The sequence below is a fragment of the Thermosynechococcus sp. HY596 genome (genome assembly GCF_030518715.1).
Taxonomy (GTDB): domain Bacteria; phylum Cyanobacteriota; class Cyanobacteriia; order Thermosynechococcales; family Thermosynechococcaceae; genus Thermosynechococcus.
The window spans coordinates 934,882-958,458 of record NZ_CP130346.1 but is presented as its reverse complement, the minus strand read 5'-3'; the positions used below and the strand labels follow the sequence as shown (position 1 = coordinate 958,458).

The window sequence follows — 23,577 nt, the reverse complement described above, 5'->3', positions numbered from 1 at the left end:
TAAAAGAAATCTCTCGCTTGTTAGCGAACCTATGTTGCCCCTATTGTCCCATTTTCGCCGCACCTTTGCCGATCTCGGCCTGATTCTGGCGGCCAGTGCCATCGCCAGCACGGTGGTGATTGGGATTCGTCAAATGGGTTGGCTACAACCACTGGAATTGGGTGCCTACGACCGCCTGATGCAATTGCGCCCCATGCCCGGCCCCGATCCGCGACTATTGGTGGTGGCAGTCACCGAAGCCGATATTCAACGTTACCGCTCCCTATCGCTGCCGGATCAGATCTACGCCCAAGCTCTAAAACAACTCCTCAAACATGAACCCCGTGCCATTGGCTTGGATATTTACCGCGATTTTCCCGTACCGCCGGGGCATGAAGCGCTAAACCGCCTTTGGCTGAATTCTGATCGCCTCTTTGCGGTCACGAAACTAGGGGATGCTACTCACCCAACCATTCGTCCGCCGGCTGCCCTCAGTGCCGATCAGGTGGGATTTAATGATGTCACGGTTGATGCCGGTGGCATTGTCCGTCGCAGTTTACTCTTTTTGCCGGACGATCAGGGGAATACACTGTACTCCTTCTCATTGCGGCTAGCGCTGCGGTATCTGGCGGATGAGGGAATTGAGCCTCGCAGCAGTGATGCCGATCCCAATGTAATGCAGTTAGGACAAAGCATTTTCACACCCCTGCAACCCAATGATGGTGGCTATGTGGGGGCAGATACAGCGGGCTATCAGGTTATGCTCAACTATCGCGGTGATCAGCGGGCAGTGACGTGGGTACCTTTGGAGGATGTGCTTAATGGGCGGGTTGCTCCTGCATTGATTCGCGATCGCGTGGTTCTCATTGGCAACATTGCCGAAAGTGGCAAAGACTTTTTCTATACCCCCTTTAGTTCCGGCCTGCGGGACAATCAGCGCATGGCAGGGGTGTTTATCCACGCCCAAATGGTGGGGCAATTCATTGATGCGGGTTTGGGCGATCGCGCCGTCATTTGGTTTTGGCCCAACAGTGTCGAGAATGTTTGGATTGTTCTTTGGGCATTGATTGGTGCCATCCTTGCTTGGCGAGTGCGCCATCCTCTAGCCTTAGCAACGGCAGTGGCAACGGCTCTACTACTTCTTTTGCTCACCTGTTACGGCCTATTTCTCAAGTTGGGCTGGGTGCCCCTTGTACCGCCAGCATTGACCCTCCTCCTTGGCAGTGGCGGGGTAGTCAGCTATACCGCACAGCAAGCCCAACAGCAACGGCAAATGGTGATGCGCCTCTTGGGTCAAAGTATCTCCCCAGAAATTGCCGCCGCCATGTGGGAACGGCGCGATGAACTCCTCAAGGATGGTAAGTTGCCCGGCCAACGCCTGATTGCCACACTGCTTTTTACTGATTTGAAGGGGTTTAGCACCATTTCTGAAGGTATGGAACCGGAGGAACTCTTTAACTGGCTCAATGCCTATCTAGAAAAAGTGGCGGATGTGGTACAAAGCTACCACGGCGTGATTAATAAGTTCACCGGCGATGGCATTATGGCCGTGTTTGGCGTGCCCATTAAACGAACCAGCCGCGAAGGAATTGCCATTGATGCCCGCAATGCTGTGGATTGTGCCTTGGCCTTGGGACAACTGCTAGAGGAACTGAATCGTGAATGGGCGGCTCAAGGGCTACCGCAGGTGATGATGCGGGCGGGGATCTACACAGGTCCGATTGTGGTCGGCAGTCTCGGTAGTAAAAATCGCCTCGAGTATGGTGTGATTGGCGACAGTGTGAATACCGCCTCGCGCCTTGAGAGTGTGGACAAGCACCGCCAGCCTAGCCCCTGTCGGATTTTAGTGGCACAGGAAACCCTAGAGTATCTCGGCGATCGCTACGAGGTCGAGGCATGGGGACCTTTGGAACTCAAGGGCAAAGAGCGCAAAATTCAGGTCTTTCGGATTCTTGGCCTACGCAAGGGACTGGCGATCGCCCCCAATCAGCCCACCGCCATTGAAGTGGAGATCTAACGTCCGGGAATCAGGGAACTACTGAGCCGTTGGATGGCACGGCCGGCAATATCGCGATAGCGCAACTCACCACAGAGGACTTGACCGAGCCGCTGGGTAGCGGAGGGGCGTTTCATGGCAAGGTGGTAGCCGACCTTCGGCATGCGATGGAAGAGTGCTGCGAGGCGTTGCGCCCACACTAAATCCGCTCCCCATTCCTCCTGCAAGGTTTTGCTGTAGGTGGCCAAGGCCTCCACTTCACCAGCAAGAGCCGCATCAATGGCTTCAGCAGCCCGCATGCCACTGTAGAGAGCCGGACGAATGCCTTCGGCGGAAAAGGGATCCACAAGACCAGCGGCTTCACCCGCAAGGAGGGCATGGGGGGTATGGAGTGGTTGCTGACCCTCCCATACCCGCAGGGGATGGTATTGAATGGCATAATCGGCCAACTGCAGCCCATGGGCAGCACAATACTGTTGCAAAATCGGTTCCCAATTGGGGCGATCGCTCCCCCGTACAACAGCAACCCCCACCGTTCGCTGATCTCCCTTGGGAAAACTCCAGAGGTAGCCATTTTTCACGAGGCCAAATTCAAAATGCGCCGCGCGATCGCCTGTGGGGTTGGGGACGGTCATCACCGCCGCCGTGCGCACCACTTTGGGCTTAAACCCCAGCCACTGAGCCATTTGACTATTGGCACCATCGGCAGCAATCAGATACCGCCCACCATAGGTCGTGGTTGCCGTGTGGATCTGCCAGCGATCTTCTTGGAACGTAATTCCGGTAACCTCGGTCTGATCTGTAACAACCGCACCCTGTTGTTGAGCCTGCTGCAACAGGTACTGATCAAACACCGTGCGATCAACAATCCAGATGGGTTCGGGAATGCTTAACTCGGCTTCAATGGCATCCCTGAGCTGCCAACTGTAGCGCACAGTGCGGGTGGTATCGGCAATGGCGGGCTGAAAATCAAAATCAAACCACTGGGCAATGGCGGGTGAAACCCCTCCAGTGCAGGGCTTTGAGCGGGACAAGGCCAATTTTTCTAGAACCAAAACCTGACGTCCGCGGCAAGCGAGATGATAGGCGGCTGACCCGCCGGCAGCACCCCCACCCACCACAATACAGTCGTAGATTGCCTGCATACGGTTACTGACGGGAGGCAAAAGCGCCCCCACGATAGCGGTTTCCTCAGGGGATAGCAACCCCCAATTCTAGCGATCGCCAGTGTGTTCCAGCTGCCGCGATGGACAAGGAACCGTGCCATAGCTACAGAAGACACAACAGTCCCCCGCCTTGGGTTTGAGGTGGGCATGACATTGGGGACACTCCCAGAACACGACACAGGCATCGCTGGGCATCCATTCCGCTTGCTTCGTGTGACAATGGGGACAGACCAAGGTGCTGGAAAACACAACTGACGGTTGACTCATCTTCCTCAGCAGAGACTCAAAGGGTAATGACTTGATCGAGTCCGCTGCCTGCAAGGCTAGCATAAAACTGCGGAAAGCAGCCACACACTACCCCTTCAACCATCCCCTTGGCTTTGACAGAACCGGTGCCACATTCGTCAAATGTTCCTTCGGCCAAACCACGGCGCACCGCACACTGATCACAGGCCATGAGTAAAATCCCCTGTTCCTTGGCAATGCGGGCTAAGCGCTCACCAACGGGATCCCCTAAACGCAAACAAAAGAGGTTATCATCAAAAAACATCATACCCACCACTTCAGCGCCATGATCGCCCCGCTCCAGCTGCGGTAAAACCATGGTTGCCAACTTAAAGGTGCTGGCCATGTCAGTGGCAAAAATATAGGCAACTTTCATAGAACCATTCCTTTTGATTCAGCAAAAGCACATTAACTTTGGGCTTGGGAGCGCCGCCGCCGACAGCGCTCAGAACAGTACTTGACCTCCGGCCAGCAATTTGCCCATTTTTTGCGCCATTGGAAGGGCCGCCCACAGACCAGACAAATTTTGCTGGGAAGGTTTTCTTTGCGCCGTTGCTTGGCCATGATTGGGGGTTATGCGTCAGTGACACAGGCGGCCAACTGGGTCAGCAGGGTTGGATGATCCAAATTTTGGCCAATGAGCACCAGTTGATTTTTGCGATCGCCTTTCCATTCCTCATCATCGAGGCTAAAGCGCTTACCACTGAGGTGAAAGACGTGGCGGCGGGGACTTTCCTTAAACCAAAGGATGCCCTTGGCACGAAAGACGGATTCCGGTAGCTGGTGATCCAGAAAATACTGGAATTTGCGCAGTTCAAAGGGGCGATCGCTCTGGAAAGACACGGAAGTAAAGCCATCCTCCTCAAGGTGATTGGAGTGATGATGAGGGTGATGATGGTCATGATCACAGTGTTCGTCACACTCATGGTCTTGGTCGTGATCAGAGTGTTCATGCTCGGGATGGAAGTAGCGATCGCTCTCAAACAGCCCCACACTCAAAATCAAGGGCAGGGGCACTTGCGCCTTCACCGTACGAATGATCCGCGCTCCCTCCCGCATTTCGTGAATTCGCCGTTCTAACTCCTGCAAGCGTTCCTCAGTGACGAGATCTGCTTTGTTGAGGAGAATAATGTCACCGTAGGCAATTTGGCTTTGGGCAGCGCTGCTATTGAAAAGATCAAGACTAAAGTTCTCCGCATCCACCACCGTAATAATTGAATCCAAACGGGTGAGATCCCGCAGATCTGTTCCTAAAAAGGTCAGAGCCACCGGCAGCGGATCCGCCAAGCCCGTTGTCTCCACCACCAAGTAGTCCACCTTGTCGGGGCGCTCAAGCACTCGATAAACCGCATTCACCAAGTCATTGTTAATCGTGCAGCAGATACAGCCATTGGTGAGCTCCACCATGCCCTCATCTTGGGTCACCAATAGCTCATTATCAATACCAATCTCCCCAAATTCATTGACAAGGACGGCGGTCTTCAGTCCCTGTTGATTAGTCAGAATATGATTGAGGAGTGTGGTTTTACCACTACCGAGAAACCCGGTAATGATAGTTACCGGTAGGCCGTGCTTCATTGCCTCCATTTTGGCGGTTGTAGGCAGGGAAGAAGTCGTCATAGGCAGGCTGTTACGGGCGAGAATTATTCTCAAATTATAGCCGCTGCACCTCCCTCAAGGGGGGAGCGATCGCTGTAGGCTAGAAACAGGACTCGATTGCCACCAACAGCCGTTACCGTGGGTAGGACAATGTCCAAAACGCTCCTGCATGTCTCCCCATGTCAAGCAAAATAGGGTAACCTGTTGAGGCCTAACGATTAAGTTAAATATGTCGAACCAGCCGTTGCAACGCCGCACTAAAATTGTCGCCACCATTGGTCCAGCGGTTAGCCATCCCGATAAACTGCGCGCCATTATCCAAGCGGGAGCGACTACCCTGCGCCTGAATTTTTCCCATGGTACCCACGACGATCACCAGCGCAGCATTCGCCTGATTCGCCAAATTTCCTATGAGTTGGGGCAACCTGTGGGCATTTTGCAGGACTTGCAAGGCCCCAAAATTCGCCTCGGGCGGTTTGAACAGGGCGCCATTTCCCTCAAACGGGGCGATCGCTTTACCCTCACGAGTCGCTCTATCATGGGCAATCAGCACATTAGCTCCATTACCTATCCCCCCTTGGCTCAGGAGGTTCCCGCCGGCGCCACAATTTTGCTCGACGATGGCCGCGTGGAAATGTTCGTGGAAGAAGTGGATAAAGACGCGGGTGAACTCCATTGCCGAGTGGTTGTTGGCGGCACGCTCTCCAATGCCAAGGGTGTGAACTTTCCGGGGGTTTACCTCTCGATTAAAGCCCTGACAGAAAAAGATCGTGAAGATCTGATGTTTGGCCTCAATCAAGGGGTGGATTGGGTGGCCCTCAGCTTTGTTCGCAATCCCCAAGATGTACTGGAGATCAAAGAACTGATTGCCAACGCTGGGAAGCAGGTGCCGGTGATTGCCAAAATCGAAAAGCACGAGGCCATTGAGCAAATGGATGCCATCCTTTCCCTCTGTGATGGGGTGATGGTGGCACGGGGTGATTTGGGGGTGGAACTGCCCGCCGAAGAGGTGCCGATTCTGCAAAAACGGCTGATTGCTGCCGCCAACCGCTTGGGCATTCCCGTGATTACGGCCACCCAAATGCTGGACAGCATGGTGAAAAGCCCCCGCCCTACCCGTGCCGAGATTTCCGATGTCGCCAATGCTATTCTCGATGGCACCGATGCCGTGATGCTCTCCAATGAAACGGCCATGGGGGAATACCCCGTCGAGGCAGTGAAGATGATGGCCACGATTGCCGCCCGCATCGACAACCAACCCCAACTGCGGCAACCGCCCGTGGCTGAGTCCATAGCGGTGCGTTCCATTCCCAATGCCATTAGTCAAGCGGTGGGACAGGTGGCAGCACAACTTCATGCCAAAGCCATCATTACCCAAACCAAGAGCGGCGCTACAGCCCGCAATGTCTCCAAGTTTCGTCCCCAAATTCCGATTTTGGCGGCAACGCCCCATATCGAGGTGGCACGGCGCTTGCAGTTAGTCTGGGGGGTAGAACCACTGCTGACTCTGGATCATCCCTCGATGCGGCAGTCGTTTCAGGCAGCCATTAATGCGGCACAGGAGCGGGGCTTCCTAGAGGAAGGGGATCTAGTGGTGATGACCGCTGGCACGCTGCAAGGGGTCTCTGGCTCCACGGATATGATCAAGGTGGAACTCGTCACCTCGGTGATGGGACGCGGCTGTGGCATTGGTCATGGGTCGGTGAGTGGCCCAGCGCGGGTGGTACACGCAGGAATGCCAGTTCGCACGTTTAATAGTGGCGAAATTTTGGTAGCCGAGCGCACCAGTGCTGAATTGGTGGAAGCCATTCGCAAAGCGGCAGGCATTATTACCGAAGAGGATAGCCTGACGAGCCACGCGGCGGTCCTAGGGTTGCGCTTGGGCATTCCGGTGATTGTTGGGGTCAAAAATGCCACCCGCCTGATCCGCGAGGGCACGATTCTCACTATGGATGTGGAACGGGGCTTGGTCTATTCCGGTGCCCGCAATGGGGTCGAGCGATCGCCAGAGTAGGAGTGAAATAATGATTTTTTTTCAGGCCAACACCTATCTCACGGATTTGGTGACGCGGACACTCCAAGCGACATGGCAACACTTTCCTTGGCTGGGACAAGAGGACATTGCCCTGACCTTATTGGTGTATCCACCCCCCATTCCCGTGAATACGGGCGGAGCGCTGACCGCAGCAGAATTTTGGCAGTATTCGATTCCCGGCGCCCACTATCGGGGTGATGTGCTGATGTACCCGGCCAGTGTGGTGAAGCTGTTTTATCTGGTGGCCTGTCATGAATGGCTCCATAGTGGCATGCTCCAGCCGGATGCGGAATTAGCACGCGCCCTGCGGGATATGATTGTGGATTCTAGCAATGATGCCACAGGGTTGGTGGTGGATATGCTCACAGGGACGACCAGTGGCCCAGTGCTGCCACCGGAACCTTTTCGCACATGGCAATACCAGCGCAATATCGTCAATCGCTATTTTCAATCCTTAGGGTGGCCAGAGCTAACTAATATCAACGTGAATCAAAAAACGTGGTGTGATGGCCCCTATGGACGAGAGCAGGAATTTGTCGGGCGCGATCGCCAGAATGCCAATCGTCTGACAACCAATGCAACCGCCAAGCTGATCCATAGCATTGTGGGGGGCGTAGCCGTCTCTGCCAGTGCCAGTCAAGCAATGATGGAACTGATGGAGCGTTCCCTCGATCCAGAGCTTTTGGCCGAGGATCCAGAAAACCAAGTACAGGGCTTTTTGGGGGAAGGGCTACCGCCGGGGGCAAAGTTGTGGTCAAAGGCGGGACTCACCAGTTGGGTGCGCCACGATGCGGCCTATATTGAACTCCCCAATCATTGCCCCTATACCTTGGTGGTTTTTACGGAAAATTGCACCGCCAGCAAGAATACGGAGGTACTGCCCTTCCTTTCCCGTCAGATTGCTAAGGGTATTCCGACCCTAGAGGGCACCGGAGTACTGTAGGCCGCTGACGACACCTGCTGCCAAAATGTGGCCAAAGCTGGTAGTAGCCAGCAATTCCGGCAGACCAAAGCCTTCAAAGAGGGCGGGCAAGGAAACGGGTAAACCGGGGCCTTTTCCCCGTGATTGAATGGCATAGCGGCCAATGGCGATCGCAAACAGGTTGCAGAGGATCACCACCAAACCCACAGACGGCGTCCAAGTGGTATCGGGGAGCGTGGCTAACACCATGGTTCCTCCTAAATGGGTACAATTGCCCATGAATTATACGGAACGGCCTGATCGCCCACCGCTAGTTCTTTACAAAATGGTGCATCTCGTTACAAATGCTTAACTCAACTGTCCCTGCCAAAATTACTGTCAAAATTTGTGGCTTGACTCTACCCGAACAGGCGATCGCGATCGCCCAAATGGGCGTCAGTGCCCTGGGGTTTATTACCGTGCCCCATTCCCCCCGCTATGTCCCCGCAGCAACCATTGCCGAGATTTGTCGGCAGTTGCCCCCCTCAGTGCTGACTGTTGCCGTGGTTGCCAATCTCGATTTAGCAGTATTAGCCCACTTAGTCACAACCACAGGGGTACAGGCACTACAGCTTCATGGCAGCGAATCGCCCGAGTTTTGCCAACAGGTGCGCCATACTTTCCCTAATATTGTGTTGATCAAAGCCCTGCGGGTGCGATCGGCAGCCAGCCTCGCTGAGATTCCCGCCTACGCCCCGATTGTGGATCGTATTCTTTTGGATGCTTACCATCCGCAGCAGTTGGGAGGCACGGGACAGCCCTTTGACTGGACGCTCCTCAAAGCGTTACACGTTCCTTGCCCTTGGTGGCTGGCGGGGGGTATTACGCCCGAAAATTGTCGGCAGGCGATCGCCCAAACCCAACCCCAAGGGATTGACCTAGCCAGTGGTGTGGAAAGCCAACCGGGAATCAAGGATTTAGGACGCGTAGCAGCGTTGCTGAGCAACCTAGGGATAAATGCAAATCATTCCCTGCACCCTGAGGGCACCCGTTTCTAGCCGCAACTCCTGAATGGCCACCCCCTCACCCAAATCAATGGCCACCGTGGGATGAGGGTCACCTTCCCCTTGCCAATGCACCTTTTCTAAGCAGAGGGTTCGCTCATCCTGCAAGCGCACCTGGGTCATCAAATGCCAATCCGCCTGCTCCCCTTGGGCATTCACCATCGAGAACACCAGTTTGAGGCACCCAGCACCCAATTCTGCCTGCGTACGCCGCAATTGCCACTCTTGCAGATTGACCCCTGCTTTGCCCAAGCCGCGCTGATCGAGCAATTTCAGCAGTTCCCGTAGGCCGGATTGCAGGAGCGGCGCCCCCAAAGAGGCGTTGAGATCGGCTTGGTTGAGAATTAGTTCCCCGCGTACCGGCACTGGTGCCAAGAGTTTTAGGGGTTTGCCTCGCAACACTTGTCCTAGATTAATCTGAATCTGTTCCGCTTGGACGGCTGCTTGGCGCAATTGAATACCGCGATAACTGGCTCTTGCTGCGGCAATGCGCACGTGGGGTAAGTATCCCCGCAAAATCTGGCGATCGCCCCCTTGAATTTGAATTTCCAAGCCTGTTGCCTGCTCCAACTGCGCAGATAACCACCAGTGCAACGCCGGTTGCAAGACTCGGGGAATTAGTCCGCGTTCAGAAGCGGCACCAAATGCCTCAGCCATTTCTGGCGACGTTAACGACATACGTACTCCTCACACACTTTTTGGGTGATACCTAGGCCAGCCTATGGGGCTAGTTCGCTGATTTTAACGAAACTGGACGTAGGTTTGGTCTGGCCAGAGGCAACTTTCCTAATTTGCTAGAACTGGGGTAGTGGAAACGCGATGAGAGGCTGCTCAGCCATGCTGACGATCGCCCTACAACCGGTGCTGGAACTAACCGATGAGCAGTTTGCCGCAATTTGCCGCCAAAACCCTGATCTGCGGCTGGGGCGATCGCCCCGTGGAGAATTAATCATTATGCCCCCCACAGGTGGAGAAACCGGCAGGCGCAATCTTCAAATAGCTGTTCAACTGTACCTCTGGAATCAGCAATCCCGATTGGGCGTTGCCTTTGACTCCTCGACGGGATTTAAGCTGCCCAATGGCGCCATTCGCAGTCCCGATGTTGCTTGGATTCCAAGCGATCGCTGGCACGCCTTGACCGCCGAACAACGGCAAGGATTTGTACCGCTTTGTCCCGATTTTGTGATTGAGCTGCGCAGTGATGATCTGCGGCCACTCGCAGCCAAAATGCGCGAATATCTGGACAATGGTTTGCACCTAGGCTGGCTGATTGACCCGCAAAATCAACGGGTAGAAATCTACCGTTCTCAAATACCCCCTGAAGTCGCGATCGCCCCTCGGCACCTCTCTGGGGAAGACCTGCTCCCTGGATTCGTGCTGGATTTAACGGAGATTCTTCCCTAGGAAGAGAGGGCAACCAATAGTTGGGGATCAACCTTGAGGCGGATAGCTAAGGTTTGTAGGTGCCGCCGATCGCCCTCGCTGAGGTGCCTGCCCTTCTGCCGCAGTTCACCCATCAGGGTATAAAGCTGTTCCTGTGCCCGATCCAGATTCAGGTTCAAACCTAAGGCATCGCCAATGGTGATCAAGTCCTGCAGCAGGGGACTCAACTGGCCAAGGGTGTCACTGTCGAGGTGGTGGGCAAGATAACGCAATCCAGTGCTAATTTGCTGCTCAAGGAGTCGCTGTTGCTCTTGAAGGCTAAGGTGACAACCCAACAACCGTGCTTCACGGGCGATCGCCGCCAATTCTGCTAAATGGTTTTGTAGATCCGCCAAGGGCAAATCACTGAGATCGCTCAGGTCTTGCTCTAAACCCCGCAAATGGCTAATGGCACGATGGGTCAACGCCACCGCTGCCGCGACTTGCAATTCTTGGGGCACACTCAGGCCATCCCGCTGAAACCCCATCAGGATACCGTAGTTATCGCGATAGACTTGGGTATAAAGCTGATCCAAGCGCGTAAGGGTTTCCCGCGCCAGCACCCCCATGAGACGGTGTCGTTCCTCAGCAAAGAGATCATCCAAGCTGTAGGCTACCCCCCCAAAGCGTTCCGTAATTGCCACCACCACCCGTGCTGCACTCCCCTGTTGGAAGGCTTGCAGGAGATGGGTCTTGATCTGGCTATATTCCCGCCGCCCTTGGAAGGGTTGAATCCCACAGTGGAAATCCCAGCCCCCCAAGTGCAAGACAGCAAAGATCAGCAGTTGGGACTCGGTTGTCATCGTCGAGGTGAGTTGAATCTGGCCGATCGCCAAGGTCAGGCTGCCCATGCGTTGGAGATGATAATCCCCCTGCTCGATCTCATAGCAGTAGAGCTGGTGTTGGCGGGGGTAGCTGTTAAAGAGGGAACTCATAGCATAGTGGGCGGCCACCTGCTGCAAGCTAATTTGAGCCGTTTTCACCAACTGGTGATAGACTGCTGCCCCATTGCCAAACTGGGGCACATTGCTGGGGGCAGCGGCCAGACGCTCAATAAACTCCGGTTCCAACTGCACCCCTGCCACATCTCCCGCCAGTTCGATCGCCCGTGCCGCATAGCGGAGAATTTGTACCCCCTCAGGCCGCGAGAGTTCATCAAAGAACCAGCCACAACTGGTAAACATCAGCAGGGCATGGTGCTGCATCTCCAGCAGACGCAGGGCATCAATTTGCTCGCTTTGACTCAGGGGGCGGCGTTGGTGATGTGCCAAAAAACGATGCAGGGTCTCCGAGGCGCGATCGCCCAGCACCTGAATATAGGCATCGCGGGCAGCCCAAACATCCTGAAATAGCTCGCCCCCAAGCGTTTCATAAATGTCAATTAGCTCATCCCGCAGCCAGTTCAGCGCCTCCCGCAAGGGGCGTCGCCACAGTTGCTGCCACTCGCCTCCGCCACCGCAACCACAATTGTCCTGCCAGCGATCCACGCCATGGGCACAACTCCACGCCGTGACGGGTTTGAGTTCCACCTCCCATGTGGGCGGGAACAGGCTGAGGTAGTAGGCAAAGTTAGTGATCTGCCAGCCTCGACGGGGAATTTCTACCTTAAAGGCATAGGCGAGGGCTTTTTCACCGCCATACTTGTGATGGCCAAAGGTTTCCCCATCAGTGGCAACGGCAATGATTTGACTGGGGCGATGATCGCCGCGTACGGCCTGCCCTAGGCGTCCTACTAGAAACTGCGAGCTACTGAGCAGGTCACTAAAGCCCATGTCCCGTGAAATGGGGCCATCGTAGAAGAAAATGTCGAGGTAATCCCGCTGGCGATCGCCCTCCGGCAAATAGCAGCGATAGGGACGGGTCGGATCAATTTGGCTGCCACTGACTTCAATCCACTCGCTTTCACCGTCAGCGAGAATGGGACGACAGCGTTGGGCTTGGGAAGGCGCCAAAATCGTAAAGCGAATCCCCTCTTGAATCAGGGCGGCTACGGTTTCATAGTCAATGGCCGTTTCCGCCAGCCACATCCCCTCCGGTTCGCGGCCAAACCGCCGCCGAAAGTCCGCCTTGCCCCACCGAATTTGCGTGAGTTTGTCGCGGTAGTTGGCCAAGGGCAAAATCATGTGGTTATAGACTTGGGCGATCGCGTTGCCGTGGCCATTGAAGCGCTGACAACTGTGGCGATCAGCCTCAATAATGCGCTGATAGACCTCAAGATCGTAGCGTTCGAGCCAACTAAAGAGCGTCGGACCGATATTAAAGCTGAGGTATTCAAAGTTATTGACAATATCAATGACCTCACCGCGATCGTTGAGAATCCGCGCAAAGGCATTGGGGCGATAGCACTCGTAGTAAATACGCTCATTCCAATCGTGGAACGGCTGGGCACTGGGTTGGTGTTCAATGGCATTGAGGTAGGGATTTTCGCGGGGGGGCTGATAGAAATGGCCATGGATGGTTACGTACACCCCAAGGGCTTGCAGTTGATCAGCAGCAGGGGAAAACACGGTCGGCGTCACATCTGTTGGATTCAGCATGCAGATCAACCACAAGACAACACATTCACTTTCCTTAGATCATCGGCGATCGCCCCAAGGGCTAGGCCGCCTGTGAGGAAACTTTAACCTCCGCAAGATTCAGTTACGCAGCGCCTAGGGCACCACCAAGACCGGACAGGGCGCCAAATTAATCACGCGGTTGCTGACACTTTCTTGAAACCCCTCTGGGGTCAGGCCCGTTCCTCGGCAACCCATAATAATCAAACTGGCATTGATCTCATCGGCCACATCACAGATCACAAAGGCCGGTTTGCCGCGCCGTAGCAAAGTTTCCGCCGCAATCGCGTGTTGGGCAAAGGCCTCCTTAGCACGATTCAAAAATTCTGTAATCGCTGCTTCTAATTCCGCATCCGGTTCAGGGCTTTCCTCCACTGATAGCAAAAACAACTGACTCTGAAACAACTTCACCATCTCCACCACGGTAGGTATGGCTTCTTGGGTGTCACGGCTACGGTCAATGGGAAAAAGAATGGTTTTGAACATAGAGTTCACCTCATTGGAGTCAAGTGGAAGGGCACGCCCTTGGGTAGAATGAGGGTCAGGTGAGGGTTCTGTAACGGGTCACTCCATCGCTGGCTGGGATTGTTATGCCCCTAGTACTATCATCCATGTTTTAACGCATTTAGGAGGCTCTAGCGTGTCTAAAAAATCTGTAGCGCAGTTATCGGCTGCCGACTTAGAAGGAAAGCGTGTCCTCGTGCGGGTGGATTTTAACGTTCCCGTCGATGAGAATGGCGTCATCACTGACGATACTCGCATCCGCGCCGCACTGCCCACCATTCAAGACCTGATCAGCAAAGGTGCCAAGGTGATTCTTGTCAGCCACTTTGGCCGTCCCAAGGGTGTGGATGATAAACTGCGCCTCACTCCTGTGGCTCAGCGGCTCTCGGAACTGCTCCACAAACCCGTGGCCAAGCTCGATGACTGCATTGGTGATGCCGTGGTGGCCCATACCCAAGCAATGGCCAATGGGGATGTCTGTCTCCTCGAGAATGTGCGCTTCCATCCGGGGGAAGAAAAAAATGATCCTGAATTTGCCAAGCAACTGGCGGCCTGTGCAGAAGTCTATGTCAACGATGCCTTTGGCACTGCGCACCGCGCCCATGCCTCAACTGCTGGGGTGACGCAATACCTCAGTCCCTGCGTGGCGGGCTTTTTGATTGAGAAAGAACTGGAATATCTCCAAAACGCCATTGAGCATCCCCGCCGTCCCTTGGCTGCGATTGTGGGGGGATCGAAAGTCTCTTCTAAAATTGGCGTGATTGAAGCCCTTTTAGAAAAAGTGGATAAATTGCTGATCGGCGGCGGCATGATCTTCACCTTCTACAAAGCGCGGGGGCTGAATGTGGGCAAATCCTTGGTGGAAGAAGACAAGTTGGAGCTAGCCAAACACCTCGAAGCCAAAGCCCAAGAAAAAGGGGTGGAGTTGCTCTTGCCCACAGATGTCGTGGTGGCGGATAACTTTGCCGCCGATGCCAATAGTCAAGTGGTCAGTATCGAAGCGATTCCCGATGGCTGGATGGGTCTGGATATTGGGCCTGCTTCCGTCAAGCGCTTTCAAGAGGCGCTCAAGGATTGCAAAACAGTGATCTGGAATGGCCCAATGGGGGTGTTTGAGTTTGATCAATTTGCTAAGGGCACGGAGGCGATCGCCCGCTGTTTGGCTGACCTCACCAGTGAGGGCGTCTCCACGATTATTGGCGGTGGCGATTCCGTAGCTGCTGTGGAAAAAGTGGGCGTTGCCGATCGCATGAGCCACATCTCCACCGGTGGTGGCGCCAGCCTTGAACTCCTCGAAGGCAAAGAACTTCCTGGTATTGCCGCCTTGGATGATGCCTAGGGGATAGATCATCGCCAATACGCTGTGATCAAATCCTCCGAATCCAAGCATTAAATTCATGAAATTTGTGAATGCCCCATCGTCTCAGCCATGGGGCTTTTTTGTTCTCTGGGGCGATATTCAGACCTTGGGACACCGTGATTTGTTAATTTTTCTAACAACTGTCACTGCCCCAAACTATCCCTGCAAAGAGGATGGAATAGGCTAAAAGACTGATGAATCAAGGGTTTGAGAAATTTCTAATGGATAAAAGTGGCTGAAAACCACATATCTTAAAGGTTTCAGGGTTCCAGTTGGGGTCTGGCTATTCTAGAATGAGGCTTGAAAGCAAGCAGAGGCAAGGGTTTCGTGCCTTTCACCCATTTGTTCCTCAATTAACAACCTTTAATGTTTCTGTGGAGTGATCCCCATGAATAAAGCTGAACTCGTGGATGCTGTGTTTAGTCGTGCCCATAGCACCAACAACGTCACCAAAAAGCAAGTTGAGGCCATTATCTCAGCCACCGTTGAGGAAATCATGGAGGCCGTGGCCAAGGGAGAAAAAGTGACACTAGTGGGCTTTGGTGCCTTTGAACCGCGGGAGCGCAAAGCCCGTGAAGGACGCAACCCGAAAACCAAAGAAAAAATGCAAATCCCAGCAACTACCGTTCCCGCCTTTTCAGCAGGGAAACTTTTCAAAGAAAAAGTTGCACCGCCGGCGGCTCCTGAACCGGCGGCCAAGGGCAAGAAAAAATAGTCTGAATGCCCCCCCGCCACGGTGGCAATTTAGCTTGGGCGGCAGCGATCGCTGGCTGTGCTCCCGATGCGATTTTGGATTTCTCCGCCAGTCTCAACCCCTGGGGACCTCCTGACTCAGTGATAGCCGCCCTTCAGGCGGCGCTGCCCACGATTCGTGACTATCCCGATCCCGATTGCCGTCCCTTGGTGGATGCCCTTGCCGCCCTGCATCAACTACCGAAGGATTATTTTTTGGTGGGCAACGGCGCGGCGGAGTTATTGACTTGGGTAGGTCGCGAGTGTGGCGATCGCCAGCAGATTTATCTTATTACTCCTGCCTTTGCTGACTACCGGCGGGCACTGGCGGCTTTTGCTTGCCCAATTGTGCCGATTCCCCTAGCCCAGGTGCAAAGCGGCTTTGGGGCGATCGCGCCTGCCCTAACCCCTGAAGATGCCATCCTCATTAACAATCCCCATAACCCCAGTGGACAGCTCTGGTCGCGGAATCAGCTCCAGCCCTTGCTAGAGACGGGTGCCTTAGTGGTCGTGGATGAAGCCTTTATGGACTTTTTGCCGCCGGCGGCGAGCGAGTCTCTCATCGCGGCTGTACCTGAGTACCCCAATTTAATCATCCTGCGATCGCTGACGAAGTTCTATGGTCTGGCGGGTCTGCGTCTCGGCTATGGGGTGTCGGCTCCAGAACGTTGGCAACGCTGGCGATCGTGGCGCGATCCCTGGAGTGTGAATTGCTTGGCAATCATTGCCGGTGTCACAGCTTTGGGCGATCGCCCCTTTCAGGAACAGACTTGGGCATGGTTACCGCCAGCGCGTCATGCCTTTGCGGCGGCCTTAAATAATATGCCCGAACTGAAGGTGGTGACCGAGAGCAAGGCAAACTTTCTACTCCTGCAAGCAACGGACACCATTTTGCCCCTGCAAACCTACCTCCTCCAGCAGCATCACATTTTGATTCGCGATTGTTGCAGCTTTCCCGAATTGGGCGCTTCCTACTTCCGAGTGGCGGTGCGCCGTGACAGCGAAAATCAGCGGCTCCTCGAGGGTTTGCGGGCTTATTACCAACGCCGGTAGGAATTGCATCCCCCAAAGCCAAGGTGGTATAGTAGCGGTACTGAAGGGGGCGTGGCGGAATGGTAGACGCTGCGGACTTAAGCAATTGAGCCTTAGTAGAGAAATCTATTAAGTGAATGCTCTCAAATTCAGGGAAACCTACGTTTGTCCATAGGGCAAATAGGGCAATCCTGAGCCAAGCCGTTTCCCATGGATCATTCCTCCAGAAACGGAAGGTGCAGAGACTCGACGGGAGCTACCCTACCGTAGATCCTCTACGCGGGTAAAGGGAGAGTCCAATCCTCAACACCCAAGGGGTGGTCGCGAAAGCGGCAGGAGGATGAAAATCCGTTGACCTTAAACAAGTCGTGAGGGTTCAAGTCCCTCCGCCCCCACCAAACCACTTCAGGGTCATCATTCCCAAGGGTTGACCCACTTTTCAAGGCGCGATGAAAACAGAGTACCAGCAACGACAGCAGCAGTTTTTAGAGAAATTGGGCACGGGTGTCGCTGTTTTCTGTAGTGCCCCGCGCGCCATCATGCACAATGATGTGGACTACAACTTTCGCCAAGAAAGTAACTTTTATTACCTCACGGGCTTTAATGAGCCAGAGGCCGTTGCTGTTTTTGCGCCCAACCACAGTGAGCATCGCTATGTTCTCTTTGTGCAGCCCAAGGATCTCAGCCAAGAGATCTGGACAGGGGCACGCCTTGGGGTAGAAGCAGCCAAGGAGCAATTAGGCGCCGATGCGGTGTATCCCATTGGTGAGCTAGAGCAGCACCTGCCGCGCTATCTGGAAACCGGCGACCCCCTCTACTACCACTTTGGTCACCATGAGCGCTTTAATCAACTGATTCTCAAGCACTATCAACAGCTTTTAGCAACCCTACCCAAGCGGGGCACAGGGCCGCGGGCGATCGCCGATCCCAGTATTCTCTTGGCACCGATGCGGCAAATTAAATCAGCAGCAGAATTGGCCTTGATGCGCCAAGCGATCGCCATCACTGTCGAAGCCCATCAGCGTGCCCGCGAAGTGGCTGCCCCCGGACGCTGGGAATATGAAATTCAGGCGGAGATGGAGCATCTCTTTCGCCTACGGGGGGGCGATGGCCCGGCCTACCCTTCCATTGTGGCTTCAGGGCCCAATAGCTGTGTGCTCCACTACACAGCCAACCAACGCCAAATGCTAGCCGGTGACCTGCTGTTGATTGATGCAGGTTGTGCCTATCGCTACTACAACGCTGATATCACCCGCACTTTCCCTGTCAGTGGCCAGTTCAGTGGCGAGCAAAGAGCCATTTATGAGATTGTGCTTGCTGCCCAAAAGGCGGCCATTGAGCAGGTGCAACCGGGGAATACCTACAACCAAATTCACGATGCGGCTGTGCGGGTGATCGTTGAGGGTCTGGTTGACCTTGGCCTGCTGCGGGGAGCGATTGACGATCTGATCAACGAAGGCAAAGAGAACAATACCCAGAAATATCGCACCTTCTTTATGCATGGCACCGGTCACTGGCTGGGTCTCGATGTCCATGATGTCGGTCTTTACAAGCACAACAAAGAAACATGGGTCACGCTGCAACCGGGTCAAGTGCTGACAGTGGAGCCGGGAATCTATATTCACCCCGAAGCAACTCCTGCTGAGGGTCAACCTGAGATTGGCGATCGCTGGCGCGGTATTGGCGTGCGCATTGAAGACGATGTCTTAGTCACCACCGAGGGGCACGAAGTACTGACAGCAGCGGCGCCCAAATAATAGAGAGCAGGAAGTCCTCCTCATTTATAGCTATTCCAATCAAGAATGAGATATTATCCAGCACAATACTTGCGAATCACCTCATCAATCGAACTGTTTGACCCTGCATACATCCGCGCTCGCTTCAGCGCACTGAAGTCGTGCTCAATTACATTCAAATCAGGAGAGTATTTCGGTAAAAATAACACCTCGTGACCCGCCGCTTTGACCGCTTCCTGAATCGCCCCTTTCGGATGAATCGGTGCATTATCCATAATCAACAACGAAGGTCTCTTTAATGCCGGCAAACAGTACTGACTCAGCCAGCTCACAAACCCTACCGCATTCAAGTATCCGCAAAACAGCATTGGGGCGATGAAGTCTTTCTGGTGTCTATACCGTCCTGCGACTAAACTCTCTCTTTTCTGACGCTTCCCCGCTCGCTCTCCATCAATTCGTTCGCCTCGCGCTGACCACCCATACTCACACTCTACTCGAGAGTCAAACCCCGTCTCATCGATATAGACTACCGTTTCCTCCCCATGGCTCTCTACCCATGTGTCGAGCTGCTGTTGATACGCTTGCCGCTCTTCTTCACACCGTTCTTGGTAACGCATCTGTTTTTTTTTCGGGTGATGCCCATCTGGGCGAGGGCATAACTAATGGTGGAAACTTGAACGCCAAATCGCTGGGCACGGTCGATTAAACGGTCATCGGGATGGGCAGCAACATCGGCTGCTAAGGCCGCCCAATCCAGCTTCCAAGGACGACGGGGGACAACTGTGGGGGCTAAGTCGTCTCGCTTCAGCCAGCGATGGATAGTGGCGCGGCTCACCTGAAAAATTTGAGTCGCTTCACTGATTTTGCCACCTTGCTTGATATAGGAGACAACCCGCTCTCGTAAGTCCAAGCTATAGCTCATATTCTTGAGTAACATTCATGACTCTTTGAGTATAGCTTATCCCTCTTGAAAATATCTCATCTCCTTTCGAAATGGCTATAGTCCTTGACAGCAAGTCCCCGTGGAAAAAACTGTCAAATCCAAACGCCGCGTTGCTGACCATGGTGAAGTACTCACCCCCCAGCACATCGTGCAGGCTATGCTAGATTTAGTCCAGCCAGAAACCGAACGCATTAACTCGCCTTTCTTGGAACCCACCTGCGGTACTGGCAACTTCTCGGTAGAAATCCTCGCACGGAAGCCTGTTATGCCAAGGTTTAACTTGAATATGAGCGCTAGGCGGTGCTGGCAGTGGCATCAATTTATCGTATCGACATCGTAGAGGACAATACCGAGAAGTATCGCAAAAGGCACTAATCGTGTAATGAAGAGAAACGGCACACCTTCCCCTGTCGTCAAGCGAAGTAGAAAAAGAATAATAGCATTTGGTTCAGAAGTGTTGAAAGATAGTTTGAGAGGCTAGAAAAAAGGGAAGAAATGTCATATTCTTCCTTTAAAAGAAGAAGAAAACAATCAACTTACTATACTATGGCATCTTTTGCAACTCTTGTCAAGTCCATTCTCAATCGGCTCAGCCCCTGTGACTACCCCGTGCTGAACTCTCAATTGTTCTTCAAAATCTGGTTGACCTACGTTCTCGACCAAGGGTTAACCAGTATGAGAGCCTTATTTTATCGCTTGAATCATGCAGGGATTACAGTGGATATGTCCACGTTTTCCAAAGCCAACAAAACTCGGACAACCAGCTTATTTGAGGGGATTTACACTCAACTGATGTCTCAAGCTCAAAAGAGACATCGTACTTCAAGCATGACGCTGTTTCCTATCGATTCAACCATCATTACCCTGACCAGTAAACTCTTTTGGTTCTATAAATATCATCAAGTGAAGTTAATTACGGGATTTGATTTAACAGAGAACATCATAGGTAAAGCGGTGATTTCTTTTGGGGAGAGACATGACTTGAGCTTTCAAGAGGAGATTCTAGAAATGATCTCTGAGAATGCTGTTGTAATCATGGATAGAGGGTTTGCGAGCTGGCAATTTTTAGAGCGACTAAGTGAGAGGAAGTGCTCATTTGTTGTACGTATCAAGAATAACATGAGAATGAAGCTCAATCATGAGAGATATCGCGTGGTTCAATTTTTTGACGAGAATCAAACGGAGTTTCGTATAGCGACAAATCTAAAGGAGCTGAGTGATGAGGAAGTGAGTGAGTTATATCGGCAGCGGTGGGCGATTGAGAACCTATGGAAATTTCTGAAGATGCATTTATCATTAGACAAGTTGATTACGAAGAGTTTGAACGGGGTGATAAATCAGATTTATATGGTTTTAATTGCCTATTTAATTTTAGAGCTGGTGGAGATACCTGAATACTTTGGGAAGAAGCTATTAGACAAATTGCGATATTTGCAACTGGAACTCAGTCGTCGCTGCTCGATAGTGCATTGGAGCTTTGATTGGCAGCCAGAGCTACTGGTCACTTAAAATGTTAAGTTTTGTTGCAGGATTCAACACTTCTGGGTATTAACCAAAATCCTTGCTCCATGGTGCCAGAATCAGCACTCCTAGGTCAGCTAAAGGCGAGTAACAAATTATGAATTAGCCGCTGCTGTAGCCCAACCTAGACCGCCAGCTCCTAGAGTAGTAGTGAACTGATTCGGGAACGGAAACTATGGGTGAACTCTTTGGCCTGCTGTTTCTACTGGGGTTTGGGGGCTGGGCTATTGGTAGCTCTGTGCGCATTGTCAATCAGGGCAATATGGCCTTGGTGGAGCGGTTAGGCAGCTATAGCCGTCGCTTGGAACCGGGGCTAAATTTTACAGTGCCGCTCCTTGATCGCGTGGTCTTTGAGCAAACGACTCGGGAAAAGGTCTTAGATATTCCGCCGCAGCAGTGTATCACCCGTGACAATGTGACGATTACGGTGGATGCCGTTGTTTACTGGCGGATTATTGATATGGAGCGCGCCTACTACAAGGTGGAAAACCTGAAGATGGCAATGGTGAATCTGGTGCAAACGCAGATTCGAGCAGAAATGGGGAAGCTAGAGCTGGATGAAACCTTTACCGCTCGTACTCAGGTGAATGAGAATCTCCTGCGGGATCTCGATATTGCTACAGATCCGTGGGGGGTGAAGGTGACCCGTGTGGAACTGCGGGATATTGCCCCCTCGAAGGCGGTTCAAGACTCAATGGAACTGCAAATGTCTGCGGAGCGCAAAAAACGGGCTGCAATTCTCACCTCTGAAGGGGAGCGGGAAGCAGCGATCAACTCGGCTCGAGGTAAAGCGGAAGCTCAAGTGTTAGCCGCCGAGGCCGAACAAAAAGCCGCTATTCTGGCAGCGGAAGCAGAACAAAAAGTGGTGGTGTTGCGTGCCCAAGCTGAGCGCCAAGATCAGATTTTGCGTGCCCAAGGAACTGCAGAAGCAATGAAAATTATTGCCGCAGCACTGCGCGAAGATCCCAAGGCCAAGGAAGCGCTCCAGTTTCTCCTTGCTCAGGGCTATTTAGATATGGGACGCACCATTGGCCATAGTGATAGCAGTAAAGTACTATTTATGGATCCCAGCAGTATCCCGGCAACGATTGAGGGTGTGAAGTCCCTGATCGAGCAGTCCCCCCGCGAGGTATAGTCCATGGCACAATTTCAGGCACAGGTTTTTGTTACGCTGCGACCATCGGTGTTAGATCCCGCAGGCGTCGCGGTACAGGCGGGGATTCATCATCTGGGCTATACCAATGTGCAAGCGGTGCGCATTGGCAAACTGGTGGAACTCACTCTAGAGGCCAGCGATCGCGCCACTGCCGAGGCACAACTCACCCACATTGCCGATCAACTGTTGGCCAACCCCGTGATTGAAACCTTTCGCATTGAATTGCAGGAGCTGGCAACTGCCGCAGGATAGGCACGATGTTCAACTGGTGGGATGATCTATTAGCCAGTATCGAGGCGGGCATCAAGGCTGGGATTGAATCGGGATTAGAGTCCTTGGCGGAGACCCTTGCCCCCTTGCTGCAGGTACCGGAACCTGCAGCCCCGTTCCAACGCATTGCCCTTTTTCGGGCGGGTGTGGATCAGCCTATTGCTGGCTCTGGTCTCAGGGTTGAAGGCGCCGCTTGGTATCTGGAGTCCCACTGGCCGCAAACGATTCCCCTCTTTGAACTCCCGGAAGCCCACCTCTGGTTGGAAGTGCCCTCTGCCCAAGGGGGCGATCAATTGCTCCTGTGCCGTGCCTTAGTGAAAACCGGAGCATTGCCTGAGGGGGGACAACTCTTCCTCAGCCGCAGTCAACCCTTTGGTTGGACATTTTCGCGCACGGTTTCCCTCGTGGGCGATCGCGACTGGCACCTGTGCGAAGTGCCTTTTCACCTCAAACCAGAACCCCAGACCCCCGGCTTGATTAAAATTGGGGTGGAATTCATGGGACACGGTGTGGTCTGGCTACGGGATATTGAGCTACTCCATGCCCCAGCCAAGTTAAAGCCGATTACTGACGTGATGGATGGATTGCTGTGAGTCATGCCCTAAACGTGGGGATTGTCGTTTTTCCCGGATCCAATTGCGATCGCGATGTGGCCTACGTCACGAGTGAAATTCTCCAATGGCGAACGCAACTGCTGTGGCACGAAGAGACCCATCTGAGTGACTATGATTTGATTGTGCTACCAGGGGGCTTCAGTTTTGGTGATTATTTGCGCTGTGGGGCGATCGCCCGCTTCTCACCAATTATGGCTGCCGTCAAAGACCATGCCGCCGCTGGCAAATGGGTGCTGGGCATTTGTAATGGGTTTCAAATCCTGACCGAGGCCAAACTGCTCCCCGGTGCTCTAGTGCGCAATCGGGACTTGCATTTTATTTGCGATCGCGTGTATTTGCGCCTAGAAGCCAAGGAACGCCCGTGGCTACAGGCCTATGGCGATAAAACGGTGATTCGCTTGCCCATTGCCCACGGTGAGGGCTGCTACTACGCCGATGCCGCCACCCTCGCTGAACTGGAAGCCAACCGCCAAGTCCTCTTTCGCTATGCCGATGCCCAAGGGAATGTCACCCCTGAGAGTAATCCCAATGGTTCGCTCAACAATATCGCCGGTATTTGCAATGCTGCTGGCAATGTGTTAGGCATGATGCCCCACCCTGAGCGCGCCGCTGACCCCGCCTTGAGCCACTCCCCCAGTGACCATACTTTAGACGGCTTGCAGTTATTTAAGTCCCTCTTGAATGCCGCCGTTTGCTGTTGAGGGTTC

Annotated in this window: 23 protein-coding genes and 1 pseudogene; 14 read left to right on the top strand and 10 right to left on the bottom strand. The window is 53.5% G+C overall.

Annotation, left to right across the window (positions count from 1 at the left end; all coding sequences use genetic code 11):
• Positions 1–31: 31 nt before the first annotated feature.
• The gene (locus QYC28_RS04850) at positions 32–1,996 is read left to right on the top strand and encodes an adenylate/guanylate cyclase domain-containing protein (RefSeq protein WP_302679933.1); all 1,965 of its coding nucleotides are present in this window, start codon (positions 32–34) and stop codon (positions 1,994–1,996) included.
• Here the strand turns inward: QYC28_RS04850 and QYC28_RS04845 are convergent.
• The 5 genes from QYC28_RS04845 to QYC28_RS04825 form a co-directional block, all read right to left on the bottom strand.
• On the bottom strand, positions 1,993–3,120 hold the full coding sequence (locus QYC28_RS04845; protein ID WP_302680056.1) for a geranylgeranyl reductase family protein: 1,128 nt from the start codon (positions 3,118–3,120) through the stop codon (positions 1,993–1,995). The genes QYC28_RS04850 and QYC28_RS04845 overlap by 4 nt on opposite strands.
• Positions 3,121–3,189: 69 nt before the next feature.
• The gene (locus QYC28_RS04840) at positions 3,190–3,408 is read right to left on the bottom strand and encodes a GDCCVxC domain-containing (seleno)protein (protein ID WP_149818689.1); all 219 of its coding nucleotides are present in this window, start codon (positions 3,406–3,408) and stop codon (positions 3,190–3,192) included.
• A gap of 16 nt (positions 3,409–3,424) precedes the next feature.
• The gene (locus tag QYC28_RS04835; RefSeq protein WP_149818687.1) at positions 3,425–3,802 is read right to left on the bottom strand and encodes a SaoD/DsrE family protein; all 378 of its coding nucleotides are present in this window, start codon (positions 3,800–3,802) and stop codon (positions 3,425–3,427) included.
• Between the two features lie 32 nt (positions 3,803–3,834).
• Entirely contained in the window at positions 3,835–3,990 is a 156-nt protein-coding gene (locus tag QYC28_RS04830; RefSeq protein WP_302679932.1) for a DUF2256 domain-containing protein, read from the bottom strand.
• Positions 3,991–3,999: 9 nt separating this feature from the next.
• Positions 4,000–5,046, bottom strand: coding sequence for a GTP-binding protein (locus QYC28_RS04825; RefSeq protein ID WP_149818683.1), 1,047 nt, complete (start codon positions 5,044–5,046; stop codon positions 4,000–4,002).
• Between the two features lie 208 nt (positions 5,047–5,254).
• Here QYC28_RS04825 and pyk point away from each other — a divergent pair, with 208 nt between their 5' ends.
• Together pyk and QYC28_RS04815 are read left to right on the top strand one after the other, a co-directional pair.
• Entirely contained in the window at positions 5,255–7,039 is a 1,785-nt protein-coding gene (gene pyk / locus QYC28_RS04820; RefSeq protein WP_302679931.1) for a pyruvate kinase, read from the top strand.
• Between the two features lie 10 nt (positions 7,040–7,049).
• Positions 7,050–8,003, top strand: a complete 954-nt coding sequence (locus QYC28_RS04815) for a serine hydrolase (RefSeq protein ID WP_149818679.1) — start codon at positions 7,050–7,052, stop codon at positions 8,001–8,003.
• On the opposite strand, the gene psaK is transcribed toward QYC28_RS04815, so the two are convergent.
• A complete protein-coding gene (gene psaK, locus QYC28_RS04810) occupies positions 7,980–8,231 on the bottom strand; it encodes a photosystem I reaction center subunit PsaK (RefSeq protein WP_226972017.1) in 252 nt (83 codons plus the stop codon). The two genes, QYC28_RS04815 and psaK, sit on opposite strands and share 24 nt — an antisense overlap.
• Positions 8,232–8,326: 95 nt before the next feature.
• Between psaK and QYC28_RS04805 the strand changes: the two genes are divergently transcribed.
• Positions 8,327–9,019 (top strand): phosphoribosylanthranilate isomerase, encoded by a 693-nt coding sequence (locus QYC28_RS04805; RefSeq protein WP_302679930.1) that lies wholly within the window; start codon positions 8,327–8,329, stop codon positions 9,017–9,019.
• Here the strand turns inward: QYC28_RS04805 and QYC28_RS04800 are convergent.
• A complete protein-coding gene (locus QYC28_RS04800; protein WP_149818673.1) occupies positions 8,969–9,703 on the bottom strand; it encodes a DUF2993 domain-containing protein in 735 nt (244 codons plus the stop codon). The genes QYC28_RS04805 and QYC28_RS04800 overlap by 51 nt on opposite strands.
• Positions 9,704–9,844: 141 nt before the next feature.
• Here QYC28_RS04800 and QYC28_RS04795 point away from each other — a divergent pair, with 141 nt between their 5' ends.
• Positions 9,845–10,429: a Uma2 family endonuclease gene (locus tag QYC28_RS04795; protein WP_302679929.1), complete on the top strand. Its 585-nt coding sequence runs from the start codon at positions 9,845–9,847 to the stop codon at positions 10,427–10,429.
• Here the strand turns inward: QYC28_RS04795 and QYC28_RS04790 are convergent.
• Both QYC28_RS04790 and QYC28_RS04785 read right to left on the bottom strand, forming a co-directional pair.
• Positions 10,426–12,984, bottom strand: coding sequence for a DUF3536 domain-containing protein (locus QYC28_RS04790; RefSeq protein WP_302679928.1), 2,559 nt, complete (start codon positions 12,982–12,984; stop codon positions 10,426–10,428). The genes QYC28_RS04795 and QYC28_RS04790 overlap by 4 nt on opposite strands.
• A 114-nt stretch (positions 12,985–13,098) precedes the next feature.
• On the bottom strand, positions 13,099–13,488 hold the full coding sequence (locus QYC28_RS04785) for a universal stress protein (protein ID WP_149818669.1): 390 nt from the start codon (positions 13,486–13,488) through the stop codon (positions 13,099–13,101).
• 154 nt (positions 13,489–13,642) lie between these two features.
• Here QYC28_RS04785 and QYC28_RS04780 point away from each other — a divergent pair, with 154 nt between their 5' ends.
• The 4 genes from QYC28_RS04780 (at position 13,643) to QYC28_RS04765 (ending at position 18,387) form a co-directional block, all read left to right on the top strand.
• A complete protein-coding gene (locus QYC28_RS04780) occupies positions 13,643–14,845 on the top strand; it encodes a phosphoglycerate kinase (RefSeq protein WP_149818667.1) in 1,203 nt (400 codons plus the stop codon).
• A 409-nt stretch (positions 14,846–15,254) separates the two neighbouring features.
• Positions 15,255–15,581 (top strand): HU family DNA-binding protein, encoded by a 327-nt coding sequence (locus QYC28_RS04775; protein ID WP_190278230.1) that lies wholly within the window; start codon positions 15,255–15,257, stop codon positions 15,579–15,581.
• Positions 15,582–15,586: 5 nt separating this feature from the next.
• Positions 15,587–16,651: a threonine-phosphate decarboxylase CobD gene (cobD, locus tag QYC28_RS04770; RefSeq protein ID WP_149818663.1), complete on the top strand. Its 1,065-nt coding sequence runs from the start codon at positions 15,587–15,589 to the stop codon at positions 16,649–16,651.
• Between the two features lie 428 nt (positions 16,652–17,079).
• Positions 17,080–18,387 carry an aminopeptidase P N-terminal domain-containing protein gene (locus QYC28_RS04765; protein ID WP_302679927.1) on the top strand — a complete coding sequence of 436 codons (1,308 nt, stop codon included), beginning with the start codon at positions 17,080–17,082 and terminating at the stop codon, positions 18,385–18,387.
• A gap of 53 nt (positions 18,388–18,440) precedes the next feature.
• Here QYC28_RS04765 and QYC28_RS04760 read toward each other — a convergent pair.
• Positions 18,441–19,288, bottom strand: a pseudogene (locus tag QYC28_RS04760) (IS630 family transposase).
• Between the two features lie 516 nt (positions 19,289–19,804).
• Between QYC28_RS04760 and QYC28_RS04755 the strand changes: the two are divergent.
• The 5 genes from QYC28_RS04755 (at position 19,805) to purQ (ending at position 23,571) form a co-directional block, all read left to right on the top strand.
• A complete protein-coding gene (locus QYC28_RS04755) occupies positions 19,805–20,818 on the top strand; it encodes a transposase (RefSeq protein ID WP_399375214.1) in 1,014 nt (337 codons plus the stop codon).
• Between the two features lie 187 nt (positions 20,819–21,005).
• Positions 21,006–21,965 carry an SPFH domain-containing protein gene (locus tag QYC28_RS04750; RefSeq protein ID WP_302679926.1) on the top strand — a complete coding sequence of 320 codons (960 nt, stop codon included), beginning with the start codon at positions 21,006–21,008 and terminating at the stop codon, positions 21,963–21,965.
• Positions 21,966–21,968: 3 nt separating this feature from the next.
• Positions 21,969–22,238, top strand: a complete 270-nt coding sequence (gene purS / locus QYC28_RS04745) for a phosphoribosylformylglycinamidine synthase subunit PurS (protein ID WP_149818656.1) — start codon at positions 21,969–21,971, stop codon at positions 22,236–22,238.
• Between the two features lie 5 nt (positions 22,239–22,243).
• Positions 22,244–22,849 carry a hypothetical protein gene (locus tag QYC28_RS04740; protein ID WP_302679925.1) on the top strand — a complete coding sequence of 202 codons (606 nt, stop codon included), beginning with the start codon at positions 22,244–22,246 and terminating at the stop codon, positions 22,847–22,849.
• A complete protein-coding gene (purQ, locus tag QYC28_RS04735) occupies positions 22,846–23,571 on the top strand; it encodes a phosphoribosylformylglycinamidine synthase subunit PurQ (protein WP_149818651.1) in 726 nt (241 codons plus the stop codon). Before QYC28_RS04740 ends, purQ begins: the two co-directional genes overlap by 4 nt.
• Positions 23,572–23,577 lie beyond the last annotated feature (6 nt).

Bases quoted from the DNA above. Each gene is read 5' to 3' on its own strand.
- QYC28_RS04830 (WP_302679932.1), bottom strand. From the start codon at position 3,990: ATGGCCAAGCAACGGCGCAAAGAAAACCTTCCCAGCAAAATTTGTCTG.
- QYC28_RS04765 (WP_302679927.1), top strand. From the start codon at position 17,080: ATGAAAACAGAGTACCAGCAACGACAGCAGCAGTTTTTAGAGAAATTG.
- QYC28_RS04840 (WP_149818689.1), bottom strand. From the start codon at position 3,408: ATGAGTCAACCGTCAGTTGTGTTTTCCAGCACCTTGGTCTGTCCCCAT.
- QYC28_RS04845 (WP_302680056.1), bottom strand. From the start codon at position 3,120: ATGCAGGCAATCTACGACTGTATTGTGGTGGGTGGGGGTGCTGCCGGC.
- pyk (WP_302679931.1), top strand. From the start codon at position 5,255: ATGTCGAACCAGCCGTTGCAACGCCGCACTAAAATTGTCGCCACCATT.
- QYC28_RS04795 (WP_302679929.1), top strand. From the start codon at position 9,845: ATGAGAGGCTGCTCAGCCATGCTGACGATCGCCCTACAACCGGTGCTG.
- cobD (WP_149818663.1), top strand. From the start codon at position 15,587: ATGCCCCCCCGCCACGGTGGCAATTTAGCTTGGGCGGCAGCGATCGCT.
- QYC28_RS04755 (WP_399375214.1), top strand. From the start codon at position 19,805: ATGTCATATTCTTCCTTTAAAAGAAGAAGAAAACAATCAACTTACTAT.
- QYC28_RS04835 (WP_149818687.1), bottom strand. From the start codon at position 3,802: ATGAAAGTTGCCTATATTTTTGCCACTGACATGGCCAGCACCTTTAAG.
- QYC28_RS04740 (WP_302679925.1), top strand. From the start codon at position 22,244: ATGTTCAACTGGTGGGATGATCTATTAGCCAGTATCGAGGCGGGCATC.
- QYC28_RS04750 (WP_302679926.1), top strand. From the start codon at position 21,006: ATGGGTGAACTCTTTGGCCTGCTGTTTCTACTGGGGTTTGGGGGCTGG.
- QYC28_RS04805 (WP_302679930.1), top strand. From the start codon at position 8,327: ATGCTTAACTCAACTGTCCCTGCCAAAATTACTGTCAAAATTTGTGGC.
- QYC28_RS04815 (WP_149818679.1), top strand. From the start codon at position 7,050: ATGATTTTTTTTCAGGCCAACACCTATCTCACGGATTTGGTGACGCGG.
- QYC28_RS04850 (WP_302679933.1), top strand. From the start codon at position 32: ATGTTGCCCCTATTGTCCCATTTTCGCCGCACCTTTGCCGATCTCGGC.
- QYC28_RS04825 (WP_149818683.1), bottom strand. From the start codon at position 5,046: ATGACGACTTCTTCCCTGCCTACAACCGCCAAAATGGAGGCAATGAAG.
- QYC28_RS04785 (WP_149818669.1), bottom strand. From the start codon at position 13,488: ATGTTCAAAACCATTCTTTTTCCCATTGACCGTAGCCGTGACACCCAA.
- purS (WP_149818656.1), top strand. From the start codon at position 21,969: ATGGCACAATTTCAGGCACAGGTTTTTGTTACGCTGCGACCATCGGTG.
- QYC28_RS04790 (WP_302679928.1), bottom strand. From the start codon at position 12,984: ATGCTGAATCCAACAGATGTGACGCCGACCGTGTTTTCCCCTGCTGCT.
- QYC28_RS04800 (WP_149818673.1), bottom strand. From the start codon at position 9,703: ATGTCGTTAACGTCGCCAGAAATGGCTGAGGCATTTGGTGCCGCTTCT.
- psaK (WP_226972017.1), bottom strand. From the start codon at position 8,231: ATGGTGTTAGCCACGCTCCCCGATACCACTTGGACGCCGTCTGTGGGT.
- QYC28_RS04775 (WP_190278230.1), top strand. From the start codon at position 15,255: ATGAATAAAGCTGAACTCGTGGATGCTGTGTTTAGTCGTGCCCATAGC.